This window comes from Flavobacterium sp. XN-5, assembly GCF_008033395.2.
GTDB classification, from domain to species: Bacteria; Bacteroidota; Bacteroidia; order Flavobacteriales; family Flavobacteriaceae; genus Flavobacterium; species Flavobacterium hiemivividum.
The window spans coordinates 90,712-107,841 of the sequence record NZ_VOGZ02000001.1; the positions used below are offsets into that span (position 1 = coordinate 90,712).

The 17,130-nt window shown below is 34.5% G+C and carries 18 protein-coding genes; 6 read left to right on the forward strand and 12 right to left on the reverse strand.

All coding sequences use genetic code 11. The annotated features are described in order from the left end of the window. Window positions 1-22 precede the first annotated feature (22 nt). The 9 genes from FQU23_RS00390 to hisS form a co-directional block, all read right to left on the reverse strand. On the reverse strand, window positions 23-820 hold the full coding sequence (locus FQU23_RS00390) for a Cof-type HAD-IIB family hydrolase (RefSeq protein WP_147672109.1): 798 nt from the start codon (window positions 818-820) through the stop codon (window positions 23-25). 94 nt (window positions 821-914) lie between these two features. Next, window positions 915-1,133, reverse strand: coding sequence for a putative signal transducing protein (locus FQU23_RS00395; RefSeq protein WP_132108104.1), 219 nt, complete (start codon window positions 1,131-1,133; stop codon window positions 915-917). Between the two features lie 17 nt (window positions 1,134-1,150). Continuing rightward, complete coding sequence (locus FQU23_RS00400; protein ID WP_147672110.1) at window positions 1,151-1,801, reverse strand: DEAD/DEAH box helicase; 651 nt, start codon at window positions 1,799-1,801, stop codon at window positions 1,151-1,153. 240 nt (window positions 1,802-2,041) lie between these two features. Beyond that, window positions 2,042-3,205, reverse strand: coding sequence for a sigma-54-dependent transcriptional regulator (locus FQU23_RS00405; RefSeq protein ID WP_147672111.1), 1,164 nt, complete (start codon window positions 3,203-3,205; stop codon window positions 2,042-2,044). 71 nt (window positions 3,206-3,276) lie between these two features. After that, window positions 3,277-4,593: an ABC transporter permease gene (locus FQU23_RS00410; RefSeq protein ID WP_147672112.1), complete on the reverse strand. Its 1,317-nt coding sequence runs from the start codon at window positions 4,591-4,593 to the stop codon at window positions 3,277-3,279. Between the two features lie 68 nt (window positions 4,594-4,661). Further along, window positions 4,662-5,585, reverse strand: coding sequence for an ABC transporter ATP-binding protein (locus FQU23_RS00415; protein WP_147672113.1), 924 nt, complete (start codon window positions 5,583-5,585; stop codon window positions 4,662-4,664). A gap of 128 nt (window positions 5,586-5,713) precedes the next feature. Then, complete coding sequence (gene dnaJ, locus FQU23_RS00420; protein WP_147672114.1) at window positions 5,714-6,835, reverse strand: molecular chaperone DnaJ; 1,122 nt, start codon at window positions 6,833-6,835, stop codon at window positions 5,714-5,716. A 57-nt stretch (window positions 6,836-6,892) separates the two neighbouring features. Continuing rightward, entirely contained in the window at window positions 6,893-7,471 is a 579-nt protein-coding gene (locus FQU23_RS00425) for a nucleotide exchange factor GrpE (RefSeq protein ID WP_132108116.1), read from the reverse strand. A 324-nt stretch (window positions 7,472-7,795) separates the two neighbouring features. Continuing rightward, a complete protein-coding gene (hisS, locus tag FQU23_RS00430; RefSeq protein ID WP_147672115.1) occupies window positions 7,796-9,166 on the reverse strand; it encodes a histidine--tRNA ligase in 1,371 nt (456 codons plus the stop codon). Window positions 9,167-9,343: 177 nt separating this feature from the next. Here hisS and FQU23_RS00435 point away from each other — a divergent pair, with 177 nt between their 5' ends. After that, a complete protein-coding gene (locus tag FQU23_RS00435; RefSeq protein ID WP_147672116.1) occupies window positions 9,344-10,588 on the forward strand; it encodes an ABC transporter permease in 1,245 nt (414 codons plus the stop codon). A gap of 181 nt (window positions 10,589-10,769) precedes the next feature. Here FQU23_RS00435 and prmC read toward each other — a convergent pair whose 3' ends face one another. Both prmC and FQU23_RS00445 read right to left on the reverse strand, forming a co-directional pair. Next, the gene (gene prmC / locus FQU23_RS00440; protein ID WP_147672117.1) at window positions 10,770-11,624 is read right to left on the reverse strand and encodes a peptide chain release factor N(5)-glutamine methyltransferase; all 855 of its coding nucleotides are present in this window, start codon (window positions 11,622-11,624) and stop codon (window positions 10,770-10,772) included. Between the two features lie 44 nt (window positions 11,625-11,668). After that, window positions 11,669-12,154 (reverse strand): GNAT family N-acetyltransferase, encoded by a 486-nt coding sequence (locus FQU23_RS00445; RefSeq protein ID WP_147672118.1) that lies wholly within the window; start codon window positions 12,152-12,154, stop codon window positions 11,669-11,671. Between the two features lie 119 nt (window positions 12,155-12,273). On the opposite strand from FQU23_RS00445, the gene ribD reads away from it, so the two are divergent. From ribD to FQU23_RS00460, 3 genes are read left to right on the forward strand one after another with little or no spacing between them, the layout of a single operon-like run. After that, complete coding sequence (gene ribD, locus FQU23_RS00450; RefSeq protein WP_147672913.1) at window positions 12,274-13,317, forward strand: bifunctional diaminohydroxyphosphoribosylaminopyrimidine deaminase/5-amino-6-(5-phosphoribosylamino)uracil reductase RibD; 1,044 nt, start codon at window positions 12,274-12,276, stop codon at window positions 13,315-13,317. After that, window positions 13,310-13,912 (forward strand): HAD family hydrolase, encoded by a 603-nt coding sequence (locus FQU23_RS00455; RefSeq protein WP_147672119.1) that lies wholly within the window; start codon window positions 13,310-13,312, stop codon window positions 13,910-13,912. Before ribD ends, FQU23_RS00455 begins: the two co-directional genes overlap by 8 nt. Before the next feature lie 9 nt (window positions 13,913-13,921). Beyond that, window positions 13,922-14,554, forward strand: coding sequence for an IMPACT family protein (locus FQU23_RS00460; RefSeq protein WP_147672120.1), 633 nt, complete (start codon window positions 13,922-13,924; stop codon window positions 14,552-14,554). Window positions 14,555-14,567: 13 nt separating this feature from the next. On the opposite strand, the gene FQU23_RS00465 is transcribed toward FQU23_RS00460, so the two are convergent. Then, window positions 14,568-14,978 (reverse strand): acyl-CoA thioesterase, encoded by a 411-nt coding sequence (locus FQU23_RS00465; RefSeq protein ID WP_147672121.1) that lies wholly within the window; start codon window positions 14,976-14,978, stop codon window positions 14,568-14,570. Window positions 14,979-15,173: 195 nt separating this feature from the next. Between FQU23_RS00465 and dnaA the strand changes: the two genes are divergently transcribed. Next, window positions 15,174-16,601: a chromosomal replication initiator protein DnaA gene (gene dnaA, locus FQU23_RS00470; protein ID WP_132108132.1), complete on the forward strand. Its 1,428-nt coding sequence runs from the start codon at window positions 15,174-15,176 to the stop codon at window positions 16,599-16,601. A 7-nt stretch (window positions 16,602-16,608) separates the two neighbouring features. Then, window positions 16,609-17,076: a low molecular weight protein-tyrosine-phosphatase gene (locus tag FQU23_RS00475; RefSeq protein ID WP_147672122.1), complete on the forward strand. Its 468-nt coding sequence runs from the start codon at window positions 16,609-16,611 to the stop codon at window positions 17,074-17,076. Window positions 17,077-17,130: the final 54 nt, after the last annotated feature.

Sequence of the window (17,130 nt, forward strand, 5' to 3'; positions counted from 1 at the left end):
TATTTGAATTAGAGGAAAAACCTTAATTCAAAATAAATCTTCGCACAACCTCAGCAACTCCATGATCATTATTTGATGCGACAATTACATTAGCTCTATCTCTTAATTCAGGAGTAACGTTATCGACCCAAATACCCAATCCAGCATATTCTATCATTGTCAAATCATTTCCTGCGTTCCCTACTGCGATGATTTCGCTTTGGTGAATACCTAGTTTCTCTGCCAATATTTTAATACTTGCTGCTTTATCTATGCCATTTGGCGCCACTTCCAGGAAAAAAGGCTTCGACATACTCACGCTCAAATGAGGCATGGCTAGTTTTAAGTCTTTCTCTACTTCTTTCAGGTAACTTGGCTCTTCAAGCAAAATGCACTTGACAGCCGATGAAGTAACAGCACCTTTGAAATCCAAAACTTTATTGTGTGATAAACCTGTAATATGCAACTCAATATCGATGTATTCTGAATTCGTTTCACTCAACACTTTACCGTCTAGATAAGTAATGATATGGGTTTTGCTTTTTATACTGTAGTCATATAATTTATGTATTTCTTCCTGAGTCAGAGATTGTTCGAAAATTACTTTCTCTTCTTTTAAATCTGTGATCACCGCTCCATTATAAGAAATCATATAGGAATTATCCATTTTCAATTCCTTGGCATAAGCCGCCATTGCAGGAGTTGGTCTTCCAGACGCTAAAATAACATAAACTCCTTTTGCCTGAGCTATAGCAATCATTTCCTTATTTTCATCCGAAATTTTATGGTCGTCAGTCAACAAGGTATCGTCCATGTCTAAAACCAGCATCTTATATTTCATTCTCTTTTTTTATTTTTATACAACCATTAAAAAAGAAAACCCTGATATCAAAAAAGACATCTAGGGTTTAAATCTATAAAATAGTTATTCTTTATTAAATACTTAACCTAAATTCTTCGATAATTGGATTTGCTTTTGCAAAATCAGTTTCCTGTATAAAAATCTCAACAGCAGAACCAGAACTTCCAAAACCCGCTAATCTAGCCGATTGAATATTATCTTTCATCACCGTATCAACACCTGCTGCTTCAATCTTTTCTTTTAAAGCCATTGCTAATATTTCGCTTCCTGAAAACACTTTCATTAATCCCATTTTACTTTATTTTTAAATTATTTTGTATCCTCTTCTTCCTCATTCTCTTCTTCACCTTCTTCGATTTCGAATAAATAAGGCTCTATCATCATTTTGTCAGCAAGACTTTCTATTCGCTCCGTAAGTCGTTCGGCGAATATAATGCGTTGCGTTTTATTAATGCTATTTGACATGCGCATCAGTTTAGTTTCATGGCGCAATTTCAAAATAGGATCAGTGTCATCAATAATAAACATTTTCAATCTGTTTACATTAAAACCAGCCGTGGTAAACATTTCGTTCAACTTAATTGGTGTTCCTATCAATACATCAACTCCTCCAGAAATATAGTTTTTATCATATTCCATATCACCTCTGTCGTGCACTCCGTAAACAACCAAATCAGTATATCTTTCGAATTTCTCGAAGATAGCCTCCATTTCTAATACCTTGGCTTTATCTTCTACAATAATCAAAGCACGAGGTGATTGTTCTCCCTCACAAACCAGTTGCTGGATCACATTGATAACAATTGTAGTCGATTTACCGCTTCCTTTTGGCGCAATAATAATACAGTCCGCACCACTTTTTAAAGTAGAAAAAGTTTCTTTTTGTAAAGTATTAGCTTCGGTTAAACCGTTATCAACTAATCCTTCACGTAACTTTTCGTTTATTTTCTTTAATTTCATATTTTAATTTAGGATTTTAGATTTAGGATTTAATTAAAAGAAATTATTTGTTTTCACATTCGCATCTTTCATAATTCCAACAACCACTTTTATCTAAACAATTATCTATTTGTATAAATCGGAATATTTTAAAACCAAAAAATAGTAATGCAATGAATATTACTATTAAAATTACTTTATTCCGTTTTTTCATTTTATATATTATATTGGCTAATTTGAATCTAAAATCTAACTACAATATTATTTACTGGCGAACAGCTTAACATCATTTTCAGAAATCTCGCTTCCGCCAAGGATAATCAAACGCTCTACTACATTGCGCAATTCTCGTATATTTCCGGTCCAATCGTATGCCTGCAATAACTTTACAGCGTCTCCAGAAAATTTCTTCACTGCGTTTCCTTGCTCGGAAGCAATTTTGGAAGCAAAATGAGAAATCAACATCGGAATATCTTCGCGTCTATCGTTCAGCGAAGGAACTTTGATCAAAATCACTGCCAGTCTATGGTATAAATCTTCTCGGAAACGGCCTTCGGCAATTTCGACTTTCAAATCTTTATTTGTAGCCGCCATTACACGAACGTCAACCTTTATATCTTTATCTGCTCCTACTCTTGTAATCACGCTTTCTTGTAACGCTCTCAATACTTTGGCTTGAGCCGAAAGACTCATATCTCCAATTTCATCCAGAAAAATAGTTCCTTTATCGGCAGCTTCAAATTTACCAGCGCGGTCTTTTACCGCTGATGTAAATGCTCCTTTTACATGACCAAACAATTCACTCTCTATTAATTCAGATGGAATCGCTGCACAATTCACTTCGATTAAAGGAAAGTTAGCACGCTCACTTTTTTCATGTAATTGATGTGCTACTAACTCTTTACCAGTTCCGTTAGGCCCTGTTATCAGGACTCGAGCTTCAGTTTCGGCTACTTTATCAATCATTATCTTAATATGATTGATCGCTTCACTTTCGCCAATCATCTCGTAGTTTTTACTGACTTTTTTCTTTAAAATCTTATTCTCAACCACAAGCTGTTTTCTGTCCAATGCGTTTCTAACTGTATTCAACAATCGGTTTAAATCAGGTGGTTTTGATATATAATCAAACGCACCTAATCGCATTGTATTAATTGCCGTTTCCATATCACCGTGACCCGAGATCATAACAATTGGAATTTCTGGTTTTATTTTTTTGACAGCTTCTAGCAATTCAACACCGTCCATTTTCGGCATTTTTATATCGCACAAAACAAGATCGTAATCGTTATTTTTTATTTTTTCAAAACCTACGATACCATCTTCTGCATCTTCCACCTGATAGGTGTCACTCTCCTCAGAAAGTATTTTTGAAAGTACTCTTCTAATAGCTGCTTCGTCTTCTATAATTAATATTTTACTCATTTATCTTTTAATTATTAGCATTTGGTTTTTGAAGTTTCGGATAACCGAAGCAACGAACAACCAAATAAACTTTAATATTTAAGCCATTTGTATAATTCTTTCCAGGTAGGTTTCTTTCCGTACATCAAGATTCCCACACGATAAATTTTTGCTGCAAACCAAACTACTGAGAAGAATGTCGCAAATAACAAGGTTACGGAAATGGCAATTTGCCACAAAGGTACGCCAAACGGAATTCGCATCAACATAACTATAGGCGATGTGAGCGGAATCATCGAAAATACAACGGCCAAAGTACCGTGCGGATCATTCATTACACTAAAAAACCCTACATAAACACTCAGCATTAAAGGCATTATGATAGGCAGAAGAAATTGTTGCGAATCCGTTTGATTGTCTACAGCAGCACCGATCGCGGCATAAAAAGAACTGTATAGAAAGTATCCACCAATGAAATAAACTACAAAACCGATGAGCATACTCGCAATAGGCAAGTTCCACAATTCTTTGATATACATTTGTACAGTCCCAGACAATTCATGTTGTGCCTGTTCCATTAATTCAGGAGAAACTCTTGCTGTTGGCCCCACATTTACTCCAAAAAATATTGAAGCGGCAAACATTAGCGACAGTCCTATTATAGCCCATATAAAAAATTGAAGAATTCCAGCCAATGAGGTTCCGATAATTTTACCAATCATTAATTGAAACGGCTTTACCGATGAAATAATAATTTCGATAATACGATTTGTCTTTTCTTCGATCACACTACGCATCACCATATTACCATAAATGATAATAAACATCATAATTAAGTAACCAAAACCACCACCAATGGCAATTTTTATTTCATTAAGTCCTTTTACACTTTCCTCTCCTGAGGCTTTCGCCAAGCTGATATTAACCTTTGATTGAGCATTTCTAATCGCCAAAGTATCTAAGTTTGCTTCTACTAGATTCGTTTTGGTAATTTTGTTAGCGACAATATCCTGCACCTTTTCGATAAAAGAAATACTGGGACTGCTATTCGATATAAATTGTATTTTACTTTCAAAATCAGCAACATTATTCGATTTTGGAATTAACAATAAACCCTCATAACTTTCATTTGTGATACTATCCTTGAGGAATTTCGAATCAATTAATGATAAATCCAGGTATTTAAATTCACTTTTCGAATTGTTTTGCGCTATAAATTCTTCTACAAACAATCCGGATTCGTCGTGAATCGCAATTCGTTTAGTCTCCGCTTTCATCGAACTTAAATACCCTACAAATGCGGCGATAGCTACAAATAGCAGCGGACTTAAAAAGGTCATAACTATAAAAGATTTATTACGCACTTTGGCAACAAATTCTCTTTTTATGATTAATGAAATAATACTCATTTCAATTTGTGATTTATGATTGATGCTTTTAGGTTTCAGTAATCTAAAAACATTGCATTAAAAATTATTTACTTTTCGCTTACCGTTTGAATAAAAATATCATTTACACTTGGGATTTTTTCCACAAAATGAGTCACTTGTCCTCTTTGGGTCAATACCTGTAACAATTCATTTGGCATCGCATTCCCAAGTTGAATTTCGAGTTTTAACTCTTTTCCAAGCGATTTAAAATTTGCTGGAGATACCGTAAATTTTTGAGTGATATCATACATCAACTTTTCTACGTTGTCGGATACAATTCCTACTTCGAAGCTATTGCTTTTAAATTGTCTTTTGACATCGTCTAACTTTCCTTCAATAAGTTTATTTGATTTGTGGATCAAAGCAATATGATCACACAATTCTTCTACACTTTCCATACGATGTGTAGAAAATATAATTGTAGCGCCATCCTCTCGGAGCGCCAGAATTTCGTCTTTAATTACATTAGCATTTACAGGGTCAAAACCAGAAAAAGGTTCGTCAAAAATCAGCAATTTAGGTTTATGCAAGACACAAACGACAAACTGAATTTTCTGGGCCATTCCTTTAGAAAGTTCTTGAATCTTTTTATTCCACCAACCTTGAATTCCTAACCTATCAAACCAATATTCCAATTGCTTTTTAGCTTCTGCTTTTGACAAACCCTTCATTTGAGCGAGATACAAGCATTGCTCGCCCACTTTCATACTGGTGTATAAACCTCTTTCTTCAGGAAGATAACCGATGTATTGTACGTGTTTTGGCTGCAGTTTTTCACCTTCAAGGATAATTTCACCACTATCAGGTAAGGTAATTTGGTTTATTATTCGGATTAAGGATGTTTTTCCGGCGCCATTTGGACCTAAAAGTCCGTAAATACTGCCTTTGGGAACTGTTAATGAAACTTCGTTAAGCGCCACGTAATCACCATATTGCTTCACGACTTTATTGACTTCAAGTAGAGTACTCATGCTAAAATTTGAATTTGTGTAAAAGTAAATAATTAGTAACGAAATTGATATAATTGTTACATAAAAAAAACCCATCCTTATTTTCACAAGGATGGGAAACTTATTTTAATTTTTAACCTTTATAAAAATTAAGAAAACATATCTTTTACTTTCTCGAAAAATGATTTATCTGATTTTTCAGGATTTGGAATAAAATGCTCGTCATTGATATTATTTTCAAAAAATGACTTTTGCTCTTTATTCATCGTTTTCGGAGTCCATACATTTACATGCACCAATAAATCACCACTTGCATAGCCATTTATATTTGGAATACCTTTTCCTTTAAGCCTAAGAATCTTACCAGATTGAATTCCTTCTTCTAATTTAATTCTAACTTTTCCGTTAATGGCTTCGATATCTTTAGAAACTCCAAGAATAGCTTCAGGAAAACTAATGTATAAATCGTAGTGCAAGTTCTCTCCTTCACGTTTCAAAAATTCATGCTCTAATTCTTCGATAGCGACAATTAAATCTCCAGGAATACTGTTTCCAGGCGCATCGTTTCCTTTGTTAGAAACTTTTAACTGCATCCCATCAACTACACCCGCAGGAATTTTAATTGAAACCGTTTCGTCTTCAACAATCATCCCTTGAGAATCTGCTTCTGACGGTTTTTTATCTAAAATCTGACCTGATCCATTACAAGTAGGACAGGTAGATGCTGATTGCATTCTTCCAAGTATGGTATTAGTAACACGCATTACTTGCCCTTGCCCATTACAGGTAGAACATGTTTTATAAGAAACACCTGGCGCTTGAACTTTACGTTTTACTTTTACTTTTTTCTCAACGCCATTAGCAATTTCTTCTAATGTCAATTTGACCTTGATTCGTAAGTTACTTCCTTTAGTTCTGCGTTGACCTCCGCCACCGCTGCTAAATCCGCCACCGCCACCAAAGGCGCTACCAAAAATATCACCAAATTGGCTGAAAATATCGTCCATGTTCATTCCTGCATGTCCGCCGCCGCCAAAACCTCCAGAACCATCAAATGCACGATGACCCATTTGGTCGTATTTTGCTTTTTTATTCGGATCGCTTAAAATTTCATAAGCTTCAGCAGCTATTTTAAACTTTTCTTCTGCCGATTTGTCTCCAGGGTTTTTGTCAGGATGATACTCAATAGCTTTTTTTCTGTAAGCTTTCTTTATCGCTGCTGCATCAGCACCTTTTGAAATCCCTAATACTTCGTAAAAATCTTTTTTCATCTTTATTTTTTCTTATGAAAGTATAGAAGCATTTAAAAATGTCTATACATGTTCACATTACTGTCCTACAACCACTTTTGGAAATCTAATAATCTTATCTCCTAGTTTATATCCTTTTTCAAGAACATCAACAATTTTCCCTTTCATCTTATCAGAAGGTGCAGGTATTAATGTAATCGCTTCAGCAAAATCAGCATCAAATGCATCACCCGCTTTAACTTCGACTACCTCTAATCCTTTTGAAACTAGGGTGCTTTTTAATTTTTCATGAATAAGTTCCACTCCTTTTAAAAGCAACTTGTCCTCAGATTTACTTATTTCAACCATTGCTCTGTCATAATCGTCTAAAACAGGCAGCATAGCTAAAAGCACTTCTTGATTTGCTGTTTTATACAATTCAATACGCTCTTTTGAAGTTCGTCTTTTATAATTTTCAAATTCTGCAAATAATCGTAAATATTTATCTTTCTCTTTCGCTAAGTCTTGTGCCAATTGCTCTTCAACACTCAACTCATCAGCAACAATTTGCTCTTCAGTCGTATTGTTATCTAATGTTACCTCATCCATCTCTTTATCGATTTCTGTATTTTCAGTAGTCATATTACCCTTATTTTTAAAAATATTCTTAAACTTCATTTTTTATACTTTTCTTTGGATTGCAAAAGTACTGCCAATTCTAACTAAATGTCAAATTGTCATTCTTTTTTTTTAAATACCAACTATTTCCAATGAAGAACATTATACCCTATCTTTTTTACTTTAAAATAAATTTTAAGACTTTTTTAAGACTTTAGTGGTTTAATTTCTTTATGTTTGTTACTGGTTCTAATCTGAATTGCATTTTTAATTTGTTAAAAACAAATAGAAGACTGGTTCCTAAACAATTATTAATTCGTGATTACCTCATATCAAAAAAAGCTTTGTTTTTCAACAAAGCTTTTTTTATGCCTAAAAATAAATCTATAACAATGCCTTTTTCAAACCTTCAAAGTCAAGTAAAACTTGCTCTCCGCTAATTAAGTTCTTCAGCGAAAAAGAATTTGAAGCTATTTCTTGTTCTCCTACAATTACCGCATAAGGAATATTTCTCTTGTCAGCATGTTGAAACTGCTTTGCCATTTTTGCATTATCTGGATATAATTCTACTTTTACACCTTCGCCTCTTAATTTTTGAATCGCCTGTAAAGCATAAAATGCTTCGGCATCACCGTAATTAATAAACAGCGCTTTAGAAGTTGCCGTTACGGTCTCTGGAAAAAGATTCAATTCTTCGACAACTAAATAAATGCGATCTAATCCGAAAGATATTCCAACACCACTCATATTCTTTAATCCGAAAATTCCAGTCAAGTCATCATATCGACCACCACCACCGATGGAACCCATAGCCACTTCTTTTGGCGCAGCCACTTCAAATATTGCTCCGGTATAATAATTTAATCCACGCGCAAGCGTTACATCAAGATCTAATATTGCTGATGACAATCCTAGTTTAATTACGTTTTCACAAATGAAACGCAATTCTTCAACTCCTCTCATCCCTTCTTCTGAAGTAGCTAAAAGCAGCGCTAGTTTTTCGATTTTTTCTGTAATGGAACCCGTAAAATTAAAAAGAGGCTGAACTTTCTCGATCGCTGCAGCTCCAATTCCTTTTTCTATCATTTCCTTTTTTACGCCATCCTCACCTATCTTATCTAGTTTATCAAGCGCAACAGTAAAGTCAATCAATTTATCCGAGGCTCCGATAACCTCAGCTATTCCAGATAATATTTTTCTGTTGTTAATTTTGATAGTAGCTCCTTTCAAACCTAATTCCGTAAAAACAGTATCATAAAGTTGAACTAACTCTACTTCTTGCCATAAAGATTTCGAACCAACCACATCAGCATCACATTGAAAAAATTCTCTGAAACGTCCTTTCTGAGGTCGGTCAGCACGCCAAACTGGTTGGATTTGGTATCTTTTAAACGGGAATTCGATATCATTTTGATGTTGTACCACATAACGAGCAAATGGAACCGTCAAGTCATATCGCAAGGCTTTTTCAGAAATACTAGATGTAAGCTTTGTACTGTCTTTATTTTCTAAATGTGCTGCATTGGCTTTCGCCAAATAATCTCCAGAGTTTAAAATTTTAAAAATCAGACGATCGCCTTCTTCTCCGTATTTTCCCATCAAGGTATCTGAATTTTCAAACGATGGTGTTTCTATCGGTTGAAAACCAAATTTCTCAAAATTACTTTTAATAATTTGGATGATATATTGACGCTTTGCCACCTCAGCAGGTGAAAAATCTCTTGTTCCTTTAGGGATGCTCGGTTTTGATGCCATTATTTTTTATTTAAGATTTATTATTTAGGATTCGGCATTCAATCGATTGGTCATAAAATCCCAATCTTTAAACTCCCAACTCGCAAATTCAGCTTGCAAATATCTTATTTTTAAAATAAATAATCCTCCTTCCAAAACAAACTTGTAACAAAAATTGTATTTTCGTGTCAAACAACTATGATGTTAAATTTATTCAAAGAAAATGTACGAATTGCTTTTGGCTCTATTAGAACCCAAATATTGCGTACCTCACTCACCGTATTAATTATCGCTATAGGAATTACAGCTTTAGTGGGGATTTTGACCGTAGTTTCTGCTCTGGAAAATACGATTTCTTCTGATTTTGCTTCTATGGGTGCAAACACTTTTAATGTCAAACAATATGAAAACACAGCGCAAAGACAAGGAGGAGAAGAACGTGAAATTATAAATCCTATTATCTCCTATCCCGAAGCAGTCGATTTTAAAGATAAATATGACTTTCCATTTACAGAAACTTCCCTTTCATTTACAGCAACTTCTACTGCAGAAGTAAAATATGAAGCCACCAAAACAGATCCCGAAATTGCTGTTGTGGGTGTTGACGAATACTTCATGACTAATTCTGGTTTAGAAACAAGCTTAGGGCGAAATTTTACAGGTTTTGACATAGACAATAACAACTATGTATGTATCGTAGGCTCTGATTTTGGCAAAGGACTTCTTAAAGACGTTAACCCTATTGACAAAACAATCTCGATACGTGGCGCAAGATTCAAAGTCATTGGTATCCTGAAAGAGAAAGGTTCCACTTTTGGCAATAAGCAAGATTTAAGAGTTTTAATTCCCATACAAGTCGCAAGATCTTTATTTACCGCACCCAATATTAATTACACGATGAGCATCATGGTTTCCAATAGTGAATTATTAGACCAAGCCATCGATCACGCCGTAATTACAATGCGTAATGTTCGAAAATTAAGTCCGGTAAGAGATAATAATTTTGGGGTTGTACGTAGTGACGATCTTATCAATAGAATCCTTGGTATCACAAAATACCTTGGCCTCGCTTCCTGGCTAATAGGAATTATTACCGTTTTAGGGTCTTCTATTGCCTTGATGAATATCATGATTGTATCTGTTACCGAAAGGACCAGGGAAATAGGAGTCAGAAAAGCATTAGGCGCCAAAAGATCCACTGTCGCCATTCAGTTTTTTATAGAAACCTTACTCATTGGTCAAATGGGCGGAATAGTGGGGATAATTTTAGGAATATTAATAGGTTTTGGGATTGCGACTGCTTTAAGTTTTGCATTTGTCATTCCTTGGGGAGCAATTCTTGCTGCTTTTTTCACCAGCTTCATGGTAGCAATCGTTTCTGGATTATATCCTGCGATTAGAGCAGCTTATCTAGACCCGATTGAAGCTTTACGATACGAGTAAAGTTTAAGTTTTCTGATATGAAGTATCACTAAAAGGAAACTAATCGATTGCTTTTAGAAGACCGTAATTGTCATCCCGACAAAAGAGGAATCTTATCAAACTGCTCACGAAACGGAGATTCCTCCTTCGTCGGAATGACAAGATAAGTTTCTTGTTGACTCCAAAAAAATTGCTGAATATCTTAAATTGTCCCTCGAATCATTCGATCATTGCCGTAAATATCTTTTCGCAATTCAATGTTTTTGAAATTCATTTCAGTAAGTAATTCGACCATTTCTTTTCCTAAATATTGATTGATTTCGAAGAAAAGCCGACCATTTTCCGAAAGGTTTTTTTGTGCCAATTCTGCTATTTTCCTATAAAAAATTAAGGCATCGTCATCTTCCACAAAAAGTGCCAAATGCGGTTCGTTGTCCAAGACATTTTTCTTGATTTCCTGTTTTTCTAAATTTCGAACATAAGGAGGATTAGAAACTACAATGTCAAACTGCTGATCTAAATCCTCGGTTTCCAGAATATTCTGAGTGATAAAAGTAACATCAACTTCGTTGAGCGTTGCGTTTTTTTGGGCTGTAGCCAAAGCATTTTCGGAAACATCAATTGCGTACACCTTTGCATTCGGAATATTTTTTGCCAATGAAATCGCAATACATCCACTTCCTGTTCCAATGTCCAAAATTTTTAAATCTTTAAGTCCTTCGGTCTTTGAATTTTCTTTAACAATCCATTCCACCAACTCTTCAGTTTCCGGCCTCGGAATCAATACCTTTTCATTTACTTCAAAGTCCAATCCATAAAAACTAGTTTTCCCCAGCAAATACTGAATTGGGATTTCTAACTTCAATTGTTCCAAGATAGAATTCCAACCTACGATTTCTTCATTCGAAAAAACCAACTCAGGATCCAGAGCCAGATCAATTCTTTGTAGCTGACGCTTTTCTTCCAGTATCAGGTAAAAAAAACTTTCGGCTTCGCCTTCTCCGTGAATTGGAGACAGAACTTGAATAAATTGACTTCTATATTCTTTGATTTTCATGGTGTATTTATTGCTTTATGAATTTAGAACTCATAATTCCCAATTTATAATTTCTTCAACATCCATACCGGACAAGAAACATGTCCCGTACTTCCCATAGGCGCATCTATATATTCAAAACCCGATTTTTTATACAGCTTTTGAGCATCATGCATAAATGGCATCGTTTCCAAATAACAATTTTCGAAACCAAAACCTTTGGCACTTTTCAGACATTCAGTCATTAGCTGACCACCTATTCCTTGACCTCGTGTTTCTGGTAAAAAATACATCTTCTGTAATTCACAAATCGTATCAGCTTCATTTTCCAAAGGAGCGATTCCCGCCGAACCTACAACTTTCCCGTCTTTCTCGACAACATAATAGACGGATTGTGGCTTGTTGTATTCCTCATACATTAAATCTAAATAAGGATCTGCGTATGCCGTTCCTACTTTTGGGATATTCAACTCATCAAAAACAGCTCTTATTAACTGCGCAACAGCTGCATTGTCTCTTTTTTCGATCTTTCTAATAATCCAATTTTCCATGCTATGTAACTACTTGTTTCTAAAAACACAAAAATAGAAATTGTTATTGTTATATTTAGAAGTTTCAAAACTAATCCCAAACTTTTTAGGCTCCGCTCAAAAATAACTACTTTTGCATGGTGAAAACAGATGAAAAATACATACGAAGATGCATCCAATTAGCCCAAAACGGCTTACGAACAACCTATCCCAATCCGATGGTGGGCAGTGTAATTGTTTATGAAGATACAATTATTGGGGAAGGCTGGCATAAAAAAGCGGGAGAACCGCACGCCGAAGTCAATGCGATAAATTCCGTAAAAGATAAATCCCTTTTACAAAAAGCTACGATTTACGTGAGCTTAGAACCCTGTAGTCATTTTGGAAAAACACCGCCTTGCTCTGATTTAATTGTAAAAAATAAAATCCCAAAAGTAGTTATTGGAACTGTTGACCCCAATGTAAAAGTGGCAGGAAATGGAATAAAAAAGTTAGTTGAAGCGGGAATAAATGTAACTGTGGGTATTCTTGAAAAGGAATGCTATGAGCTGAACAAACGATTTTTTACTTTTCATCAAAAGAAAAGACCTTATATCATTTTGAAGTGGGCCGAAAGTCAAGACGGCTTCATTTCCCCGAAAGAAAAGTCAGAACAAAAACCAGTTTGGATCACAAATACCTATTCCAGGCAATTAGTTCATAAATGGAGAAGTGAAGAACAGGCTATTCTTGTGGGAACACAAACCGTTATTGACGACAATCCAAAATTAGATGTGAGAGATTGGACTGGAAAAAATCCTACTCGAATCGTTTTAGATCAAAACAATCGAATAGAAAAAAGCTGTAACATATTTGATAATCAGACTAAAACGCTGCTTTTTTCGAAAGAAAAAAAGAATATCGATAAAGAAAACCTTATATTTGAAACCCTAGATTTTGAAAAAAACATCGCTGGCCCAGTGGCAGATGTCTTATATAATCATCAAATTCAATCGGTGATTATTGAAGGCGGCCGACAAACTATACAAACTTTCATTGATGCTAATCTCTGGGATGAAGCACGAATTTTTAAAGGAAACATCCTTTTTAAAGAAGGAACAGCTGCTCCAATACTAAACGGGATTTATTTAAATAAACAGTTAATCGGCCATGATGAACTTACAATAACCAGAAACCATGATTAATGCAATTATATTTGATTTTGGAGATGTCTTTATTAATTTAGACAAACAAGCTACTATCGACGGACTTAAAAAATTAGGTCTTAGCGAATGGAATGACGATTTGAACCAGTTGAACATAGAATATGAAACGGGGCAAATATCCAGAGAAAACTTTATTGGAGGTATTAAAAAACACATTCCTAACGCTAGTTCTGAAGAAATCTTAAAAGCTTGGAATGCCGTTTTGCTTGATTTCCCTTTGTATCGATTGGAGTTTCTACAGATGTTATCTAAAAAATACCGCTTATTTTTACTCAGTAACACTGATGCCATTCATATCGAAACTTTCGAACAAAATAATGGCGCATCCTTTTACGGTGATTTTTACAAATGTTTTGAAAAAGTGTATTTCTCATTCGAAATAGAGATGAGAAAACCAAATCCTGACATTTACACCTATGTTTTAAACAACCATGATTTACAGGCAAAACGCACACTATTCATAGATGATAAAAAGGAAAATACTGACGCTGCGCTATCATTAGGGCTTCACATATGGAATTTACAAGTGGGCAAAGAAGATGTAGTAGACTTATTTACAAAAAATTTAATTTAGAAAATACTTTTGGAAATTAACGACACCTACAATACCATCGAATCTGAATCGGAAGAAATACTGTACAAAGAAAAGAATAGTAAGTTTTTTGGATATGCCTTTCCCATTCAATCAGAAGAGGAAGTAAGAACCATTATTGACGGTTTGAGAAAAAAGCATCCCAATGCAGGTCATTTTTGTTACGCGTACCAAATAGGCACTGAAACACTTTCTTATCGAGCAAACGATGATGGAGAACCAAGCAATAGCGCAGGAATGCCTATTTATGGTCAAATACAGTCATTTTCTCTTACAAATACACTTGTAGTCGTCGCTAGAGTTTTTGGAGGCGTTAAACTAGGCGTTGGCGGATTAATTTCTGCTTATAAAACCACCGCACAACTCACACTCGAAAGCAGTGTAATTATCGAAAAAACGATAAATATCCATTATCTTATTTCATTTGAGTACAAAAACATGAATAAAATCATGCGAGTAATTAAAGAAAAAAAGCTCGAGATTGTAAATCAAGAAATGGAGATGAACCAAGAAACTGGATTGCCAAATGGAAAAATCGAAATTAAAACACGAAAAAAAAATGCCGAAATGATTTTCGACATTTTCAATTCTATATTTGAAATAGATATAAAAATTAAAGAATAATAAAATATAAATTCTACCAGTTTTTTATTTTCAAAAGCTTTTCTGTTACATACTCAGGAGGAACCGTTGGTCGAGCCGTTTTCATGTTCACAAATACTAAAATTGAGTTGGCAATTGTTAACAACTCTTCCTTCTCATTGTAAATTTCATAATCAAACTCAATCTTAACAGAGGTCTGACTTTTAAATATAGTTTTTACTCTTAAAAGGTCATCGTAACGAGCTGGTTTTTTATAATTTATATTCAAGGAAACCACCGGAAGCATAATTCCATTTTCTTCCATCCATTTGTAAGAAATCCCAAGGTTTCTAAGCCATTCCACGCGTCCCATCTCAAAATACTGGGCATAATTCCCGTGATAAACCACTCCCATTTGATCCGTTTCCGAATACCTTACTCTTACGTTAAATTCGTGTTCTTTCATACTAAAATCTATTTACTTTTTTATATTATTTTACTTTCTAAATACTACTTACAACAATAATTCTACATAATCAACCCCTTAATATTTTTTTTTACAGAAAATTGTTCACATATTTGTTACCCCGAAAAACAGTGCTTTTTTAAGCATTATTTAATCAGACAACGATTACTAAATAAAATAATTTACATAGAATTTATGAACAAAACTGCTCAATCAGTATGGGAAAACTGTTTGTCTTTTATTAAAGACAACATCCAAGACCAAGCGTTTAAAACTTGGTTTGAACCTATTAAATCAGTTGAACTTACCGATAACGCATTATACATTCAAGTACCAAGTAAATTTTTCTACGAATGGTTAGAAGAACACTATGTAAAATTATTAAAAGTCGCCTTAACTAAAGAACTTGGTAAAAACGCAAAGTTACTTTATAAAATCAAGATGGAAAACACTCATGGTAATAAACAACCGTTTACGGAACAATTGCCAAGTGCAAATAGGGCACCTATGAAGCCGCAAAATATTGATGCTCCTTATAAAAATCTAGATCCTGAATTAAAGAATCCTTTTGTAATTCCTGGAATTAGAAATTTAAAAATTGAATCTCAACTGAATGCGAACTATAGTTTTGATAATTTCCTTGAAGGAGACTCAAACAGACTAGCCCGTTCAGCAGGTATGGCAGTTGCCAATAAACCGGGCGGAACATCATTTAATCCGCTATTGATTTTTGGTGGTGTAGGATTAGGTAAAACACATCTTGCACATGCTATAGGTGTAGAAATTAAAGATAAATATCCTGAAAAAACTGTTTTATATATTTCAGCTGAAATTTTCACCCAACAATATATTGACTCGGTAAAGAAAAATAACCGAAATGATTTTATACATTTCTATCAGCTTATTGATGTTTTAATTATTGACGATGTACAATTCCTGTCCGGTAAATCAGGAACTCAGGATGTATTTTTCCACATCTTCAATTACTTGCATCAAAATGGTAAACAGGTTATCCTTACTTCTGATAAGGCACCTGTTGACATGCAAGATATCGAACAACGTTTATTGTCCCGATTTAAATGGGGACTATCAGCAGAATTGCATCAACCGGATTACGAAACAAGAATTTCTATCTTGAAAAACATCTTGTACCGAGATGGTGTTGAAATTCCGGAAGAAATTATTGAATATGTAGCTAGTAATATTAAATCGAATGTTAGAGAACTAGAAGGAGCTATAATCTCTTTAATCGCTCAATCTTCTTTCAATAAAAAAGAAGTAACGATCGAATTAGCAAAAAGCGTTGTTGAGAAATTTGTTAAAAATGTAAAACGCGAAATTTCTATCGATTATATTCAGAAAACAGTTTCAGACTATTTCCAATTGGATTTAGAAACTTTACAATCGAAAACTAGGAAAAGACATGTGGTTCAAGCAAGACAGCTAGCTATGTTCTTTGCTAAGAAATTTACAAAAGCTTCTTTGGCAAATATCGGGTCTCAAATTGGAGATCGTGATCACGCGACTGTATTACATGCTTGTAAAACCGTTGACAACCTGGTGGCTACTGACAAACAATTCAAGAAATTTGTTGAAGATATTCATAAGAAATTAACGCTATAAACGCAACATGTCCGTAAAAATTTTAATGGTTTGTTTGGGCAATATTTGTCGGTCACCTTTGGCCGAAGGTATTTTAGCTTCAAAACTACCCGCAAATAAATTTACTGTTGACTCAGCAGGCACAGGCTCTTGGCACATTGGCCACGCTCCTGACGCCCGTTCAATCGCTACGGCAAAAAATAACAACCTAGATATTTCCAATCAAAAAGGCCGACAAATCGAAGAAGCTGATTTTGATAAATATGATTATATCTATGTTATGGATACATCTAACTATAGGGATGTACTCGAACTTACAGACAAGCCAGAACATCACGCCAAAGTACAAATTATCTTAAATGAAGTGTATCCCAACGAAAACGTAGATGTTCCAGATCCTTATTTTGGAATGGCAAACGGATTTGAAATCGTGTACGGTATGCTAGATGAAGTATGCGAAATTATAGCTAATAAATTAATAGCCAAGCACTCGTAAATTAGCAATCCTTATACTTTTTGTTGTCGAAAAAAAACTCACTCTCTATTTAAT

Coding starts and splice junctions, on each gene's coding strand:
- FQU23_RS00390 (WP_147672109.1), bottom strand. CDS start 820: ATGAAATATAAGATGCTGGTTTTAGACATGGACGATACCTTGTTGACT.
- FQU23_RS00395 (WP_132108104.1), bottom strand. CDS start 1,133: ATGGGATTAATGAAAGTGTTTTCAGGAAGCGAAATATTAGCAATGGCT.
- FQU23_RS00400 (WP_147672110.1), bottom strand. CDS start 1,801: ATGAAATTAAAGAAAATAAACGAAAAGTTACGTGAAGGATTAGTTGAT.
- FQU23_RS00405 (WP_147672111.1), bottom strand. CDS start 3,205: ATGAGTAAAATATTAATTATAGAAGACGAAGCAGCTATTAGAAGAGTA.
- FQU23_RS00410 (WP_147672112.1), bottom strand. CDS start 4,593: ATGAGTATTATTTCATTAATCATAAAAAGAGAATTTGTTGCCAAAGTG.
- FQU23_RS00415 (WP_147672113.1), bottom strand. CDS start 5,585: ATGAGTACTCTACTTGAAGTCAATAAAGTCGTGAAGCAATATGGTGAT.
- dnaJ (WP_147672114.1), bottom strand. CDS start 6,835: ATGAAAAAAGATTTTTACGAAGTATTAGGGATTTCAAAAGGTGCTGAT.
- FQU23_RS00425 (WP_132108116.1), bottom strand. CDS start 7,471: ATGAAGTTTAAGAATATTTTTAAAAATAAGGGTAATATGACTACTGAA.
- hisS (WP_147672115.1), bottom strand. CDS start 9,166: ATGGCATCAAAACCGAGCATCCCTAAAGGAACAAGAGATTTTTCACCT.
- FQU23_RS00435 (WP_147672116.1), top strand. CDS start 9,344: ATGATGTTAAATTTATTCAAAGAAAATGTACGAATTGCTTTTGGCTCT.
- prmC (WP_147672117.1), bottom strand. CDS start 11,624: ATGAAAATCAAAGAATATAGAAGTCAATTTATTCAAGTTCTGTCTCCA.
- FQU23_RS00445 (WP_147672118.1), bottom strand. CDS start 12,154: ATGGAAAATTGGATTATTAGAAAGATCGAAAAAAGAGACAATGCAGCT.
- FQU23_RS00455 (WP_147672119.1), top strand. CDS start 13,310: ATGATTAATGCAATTATATTTGATTTTGGAGATGTCTTTATTAATTTA.
- FQU23_RS00465 (WP_147672121.1), bottom strand. CDS start 14,978: ATGAAAGAACACGAATTTAACGTAAGAGTAAGGTATTCGGAAACGGAT.
- dnaA (WP_132108132.1), top strand. CDS start 15,174: ATGAACAAAACTGCTCAATCAGTATGGGAAAACTGTTTGTCTTTTATT.
- FQU23_RS00475 (WP_147672122.1), top strand. CDS start 16,609: ATGTCCGTAAAAATTTTAATGGTTTGTTTGGGCAATATTTGTCGGTCA.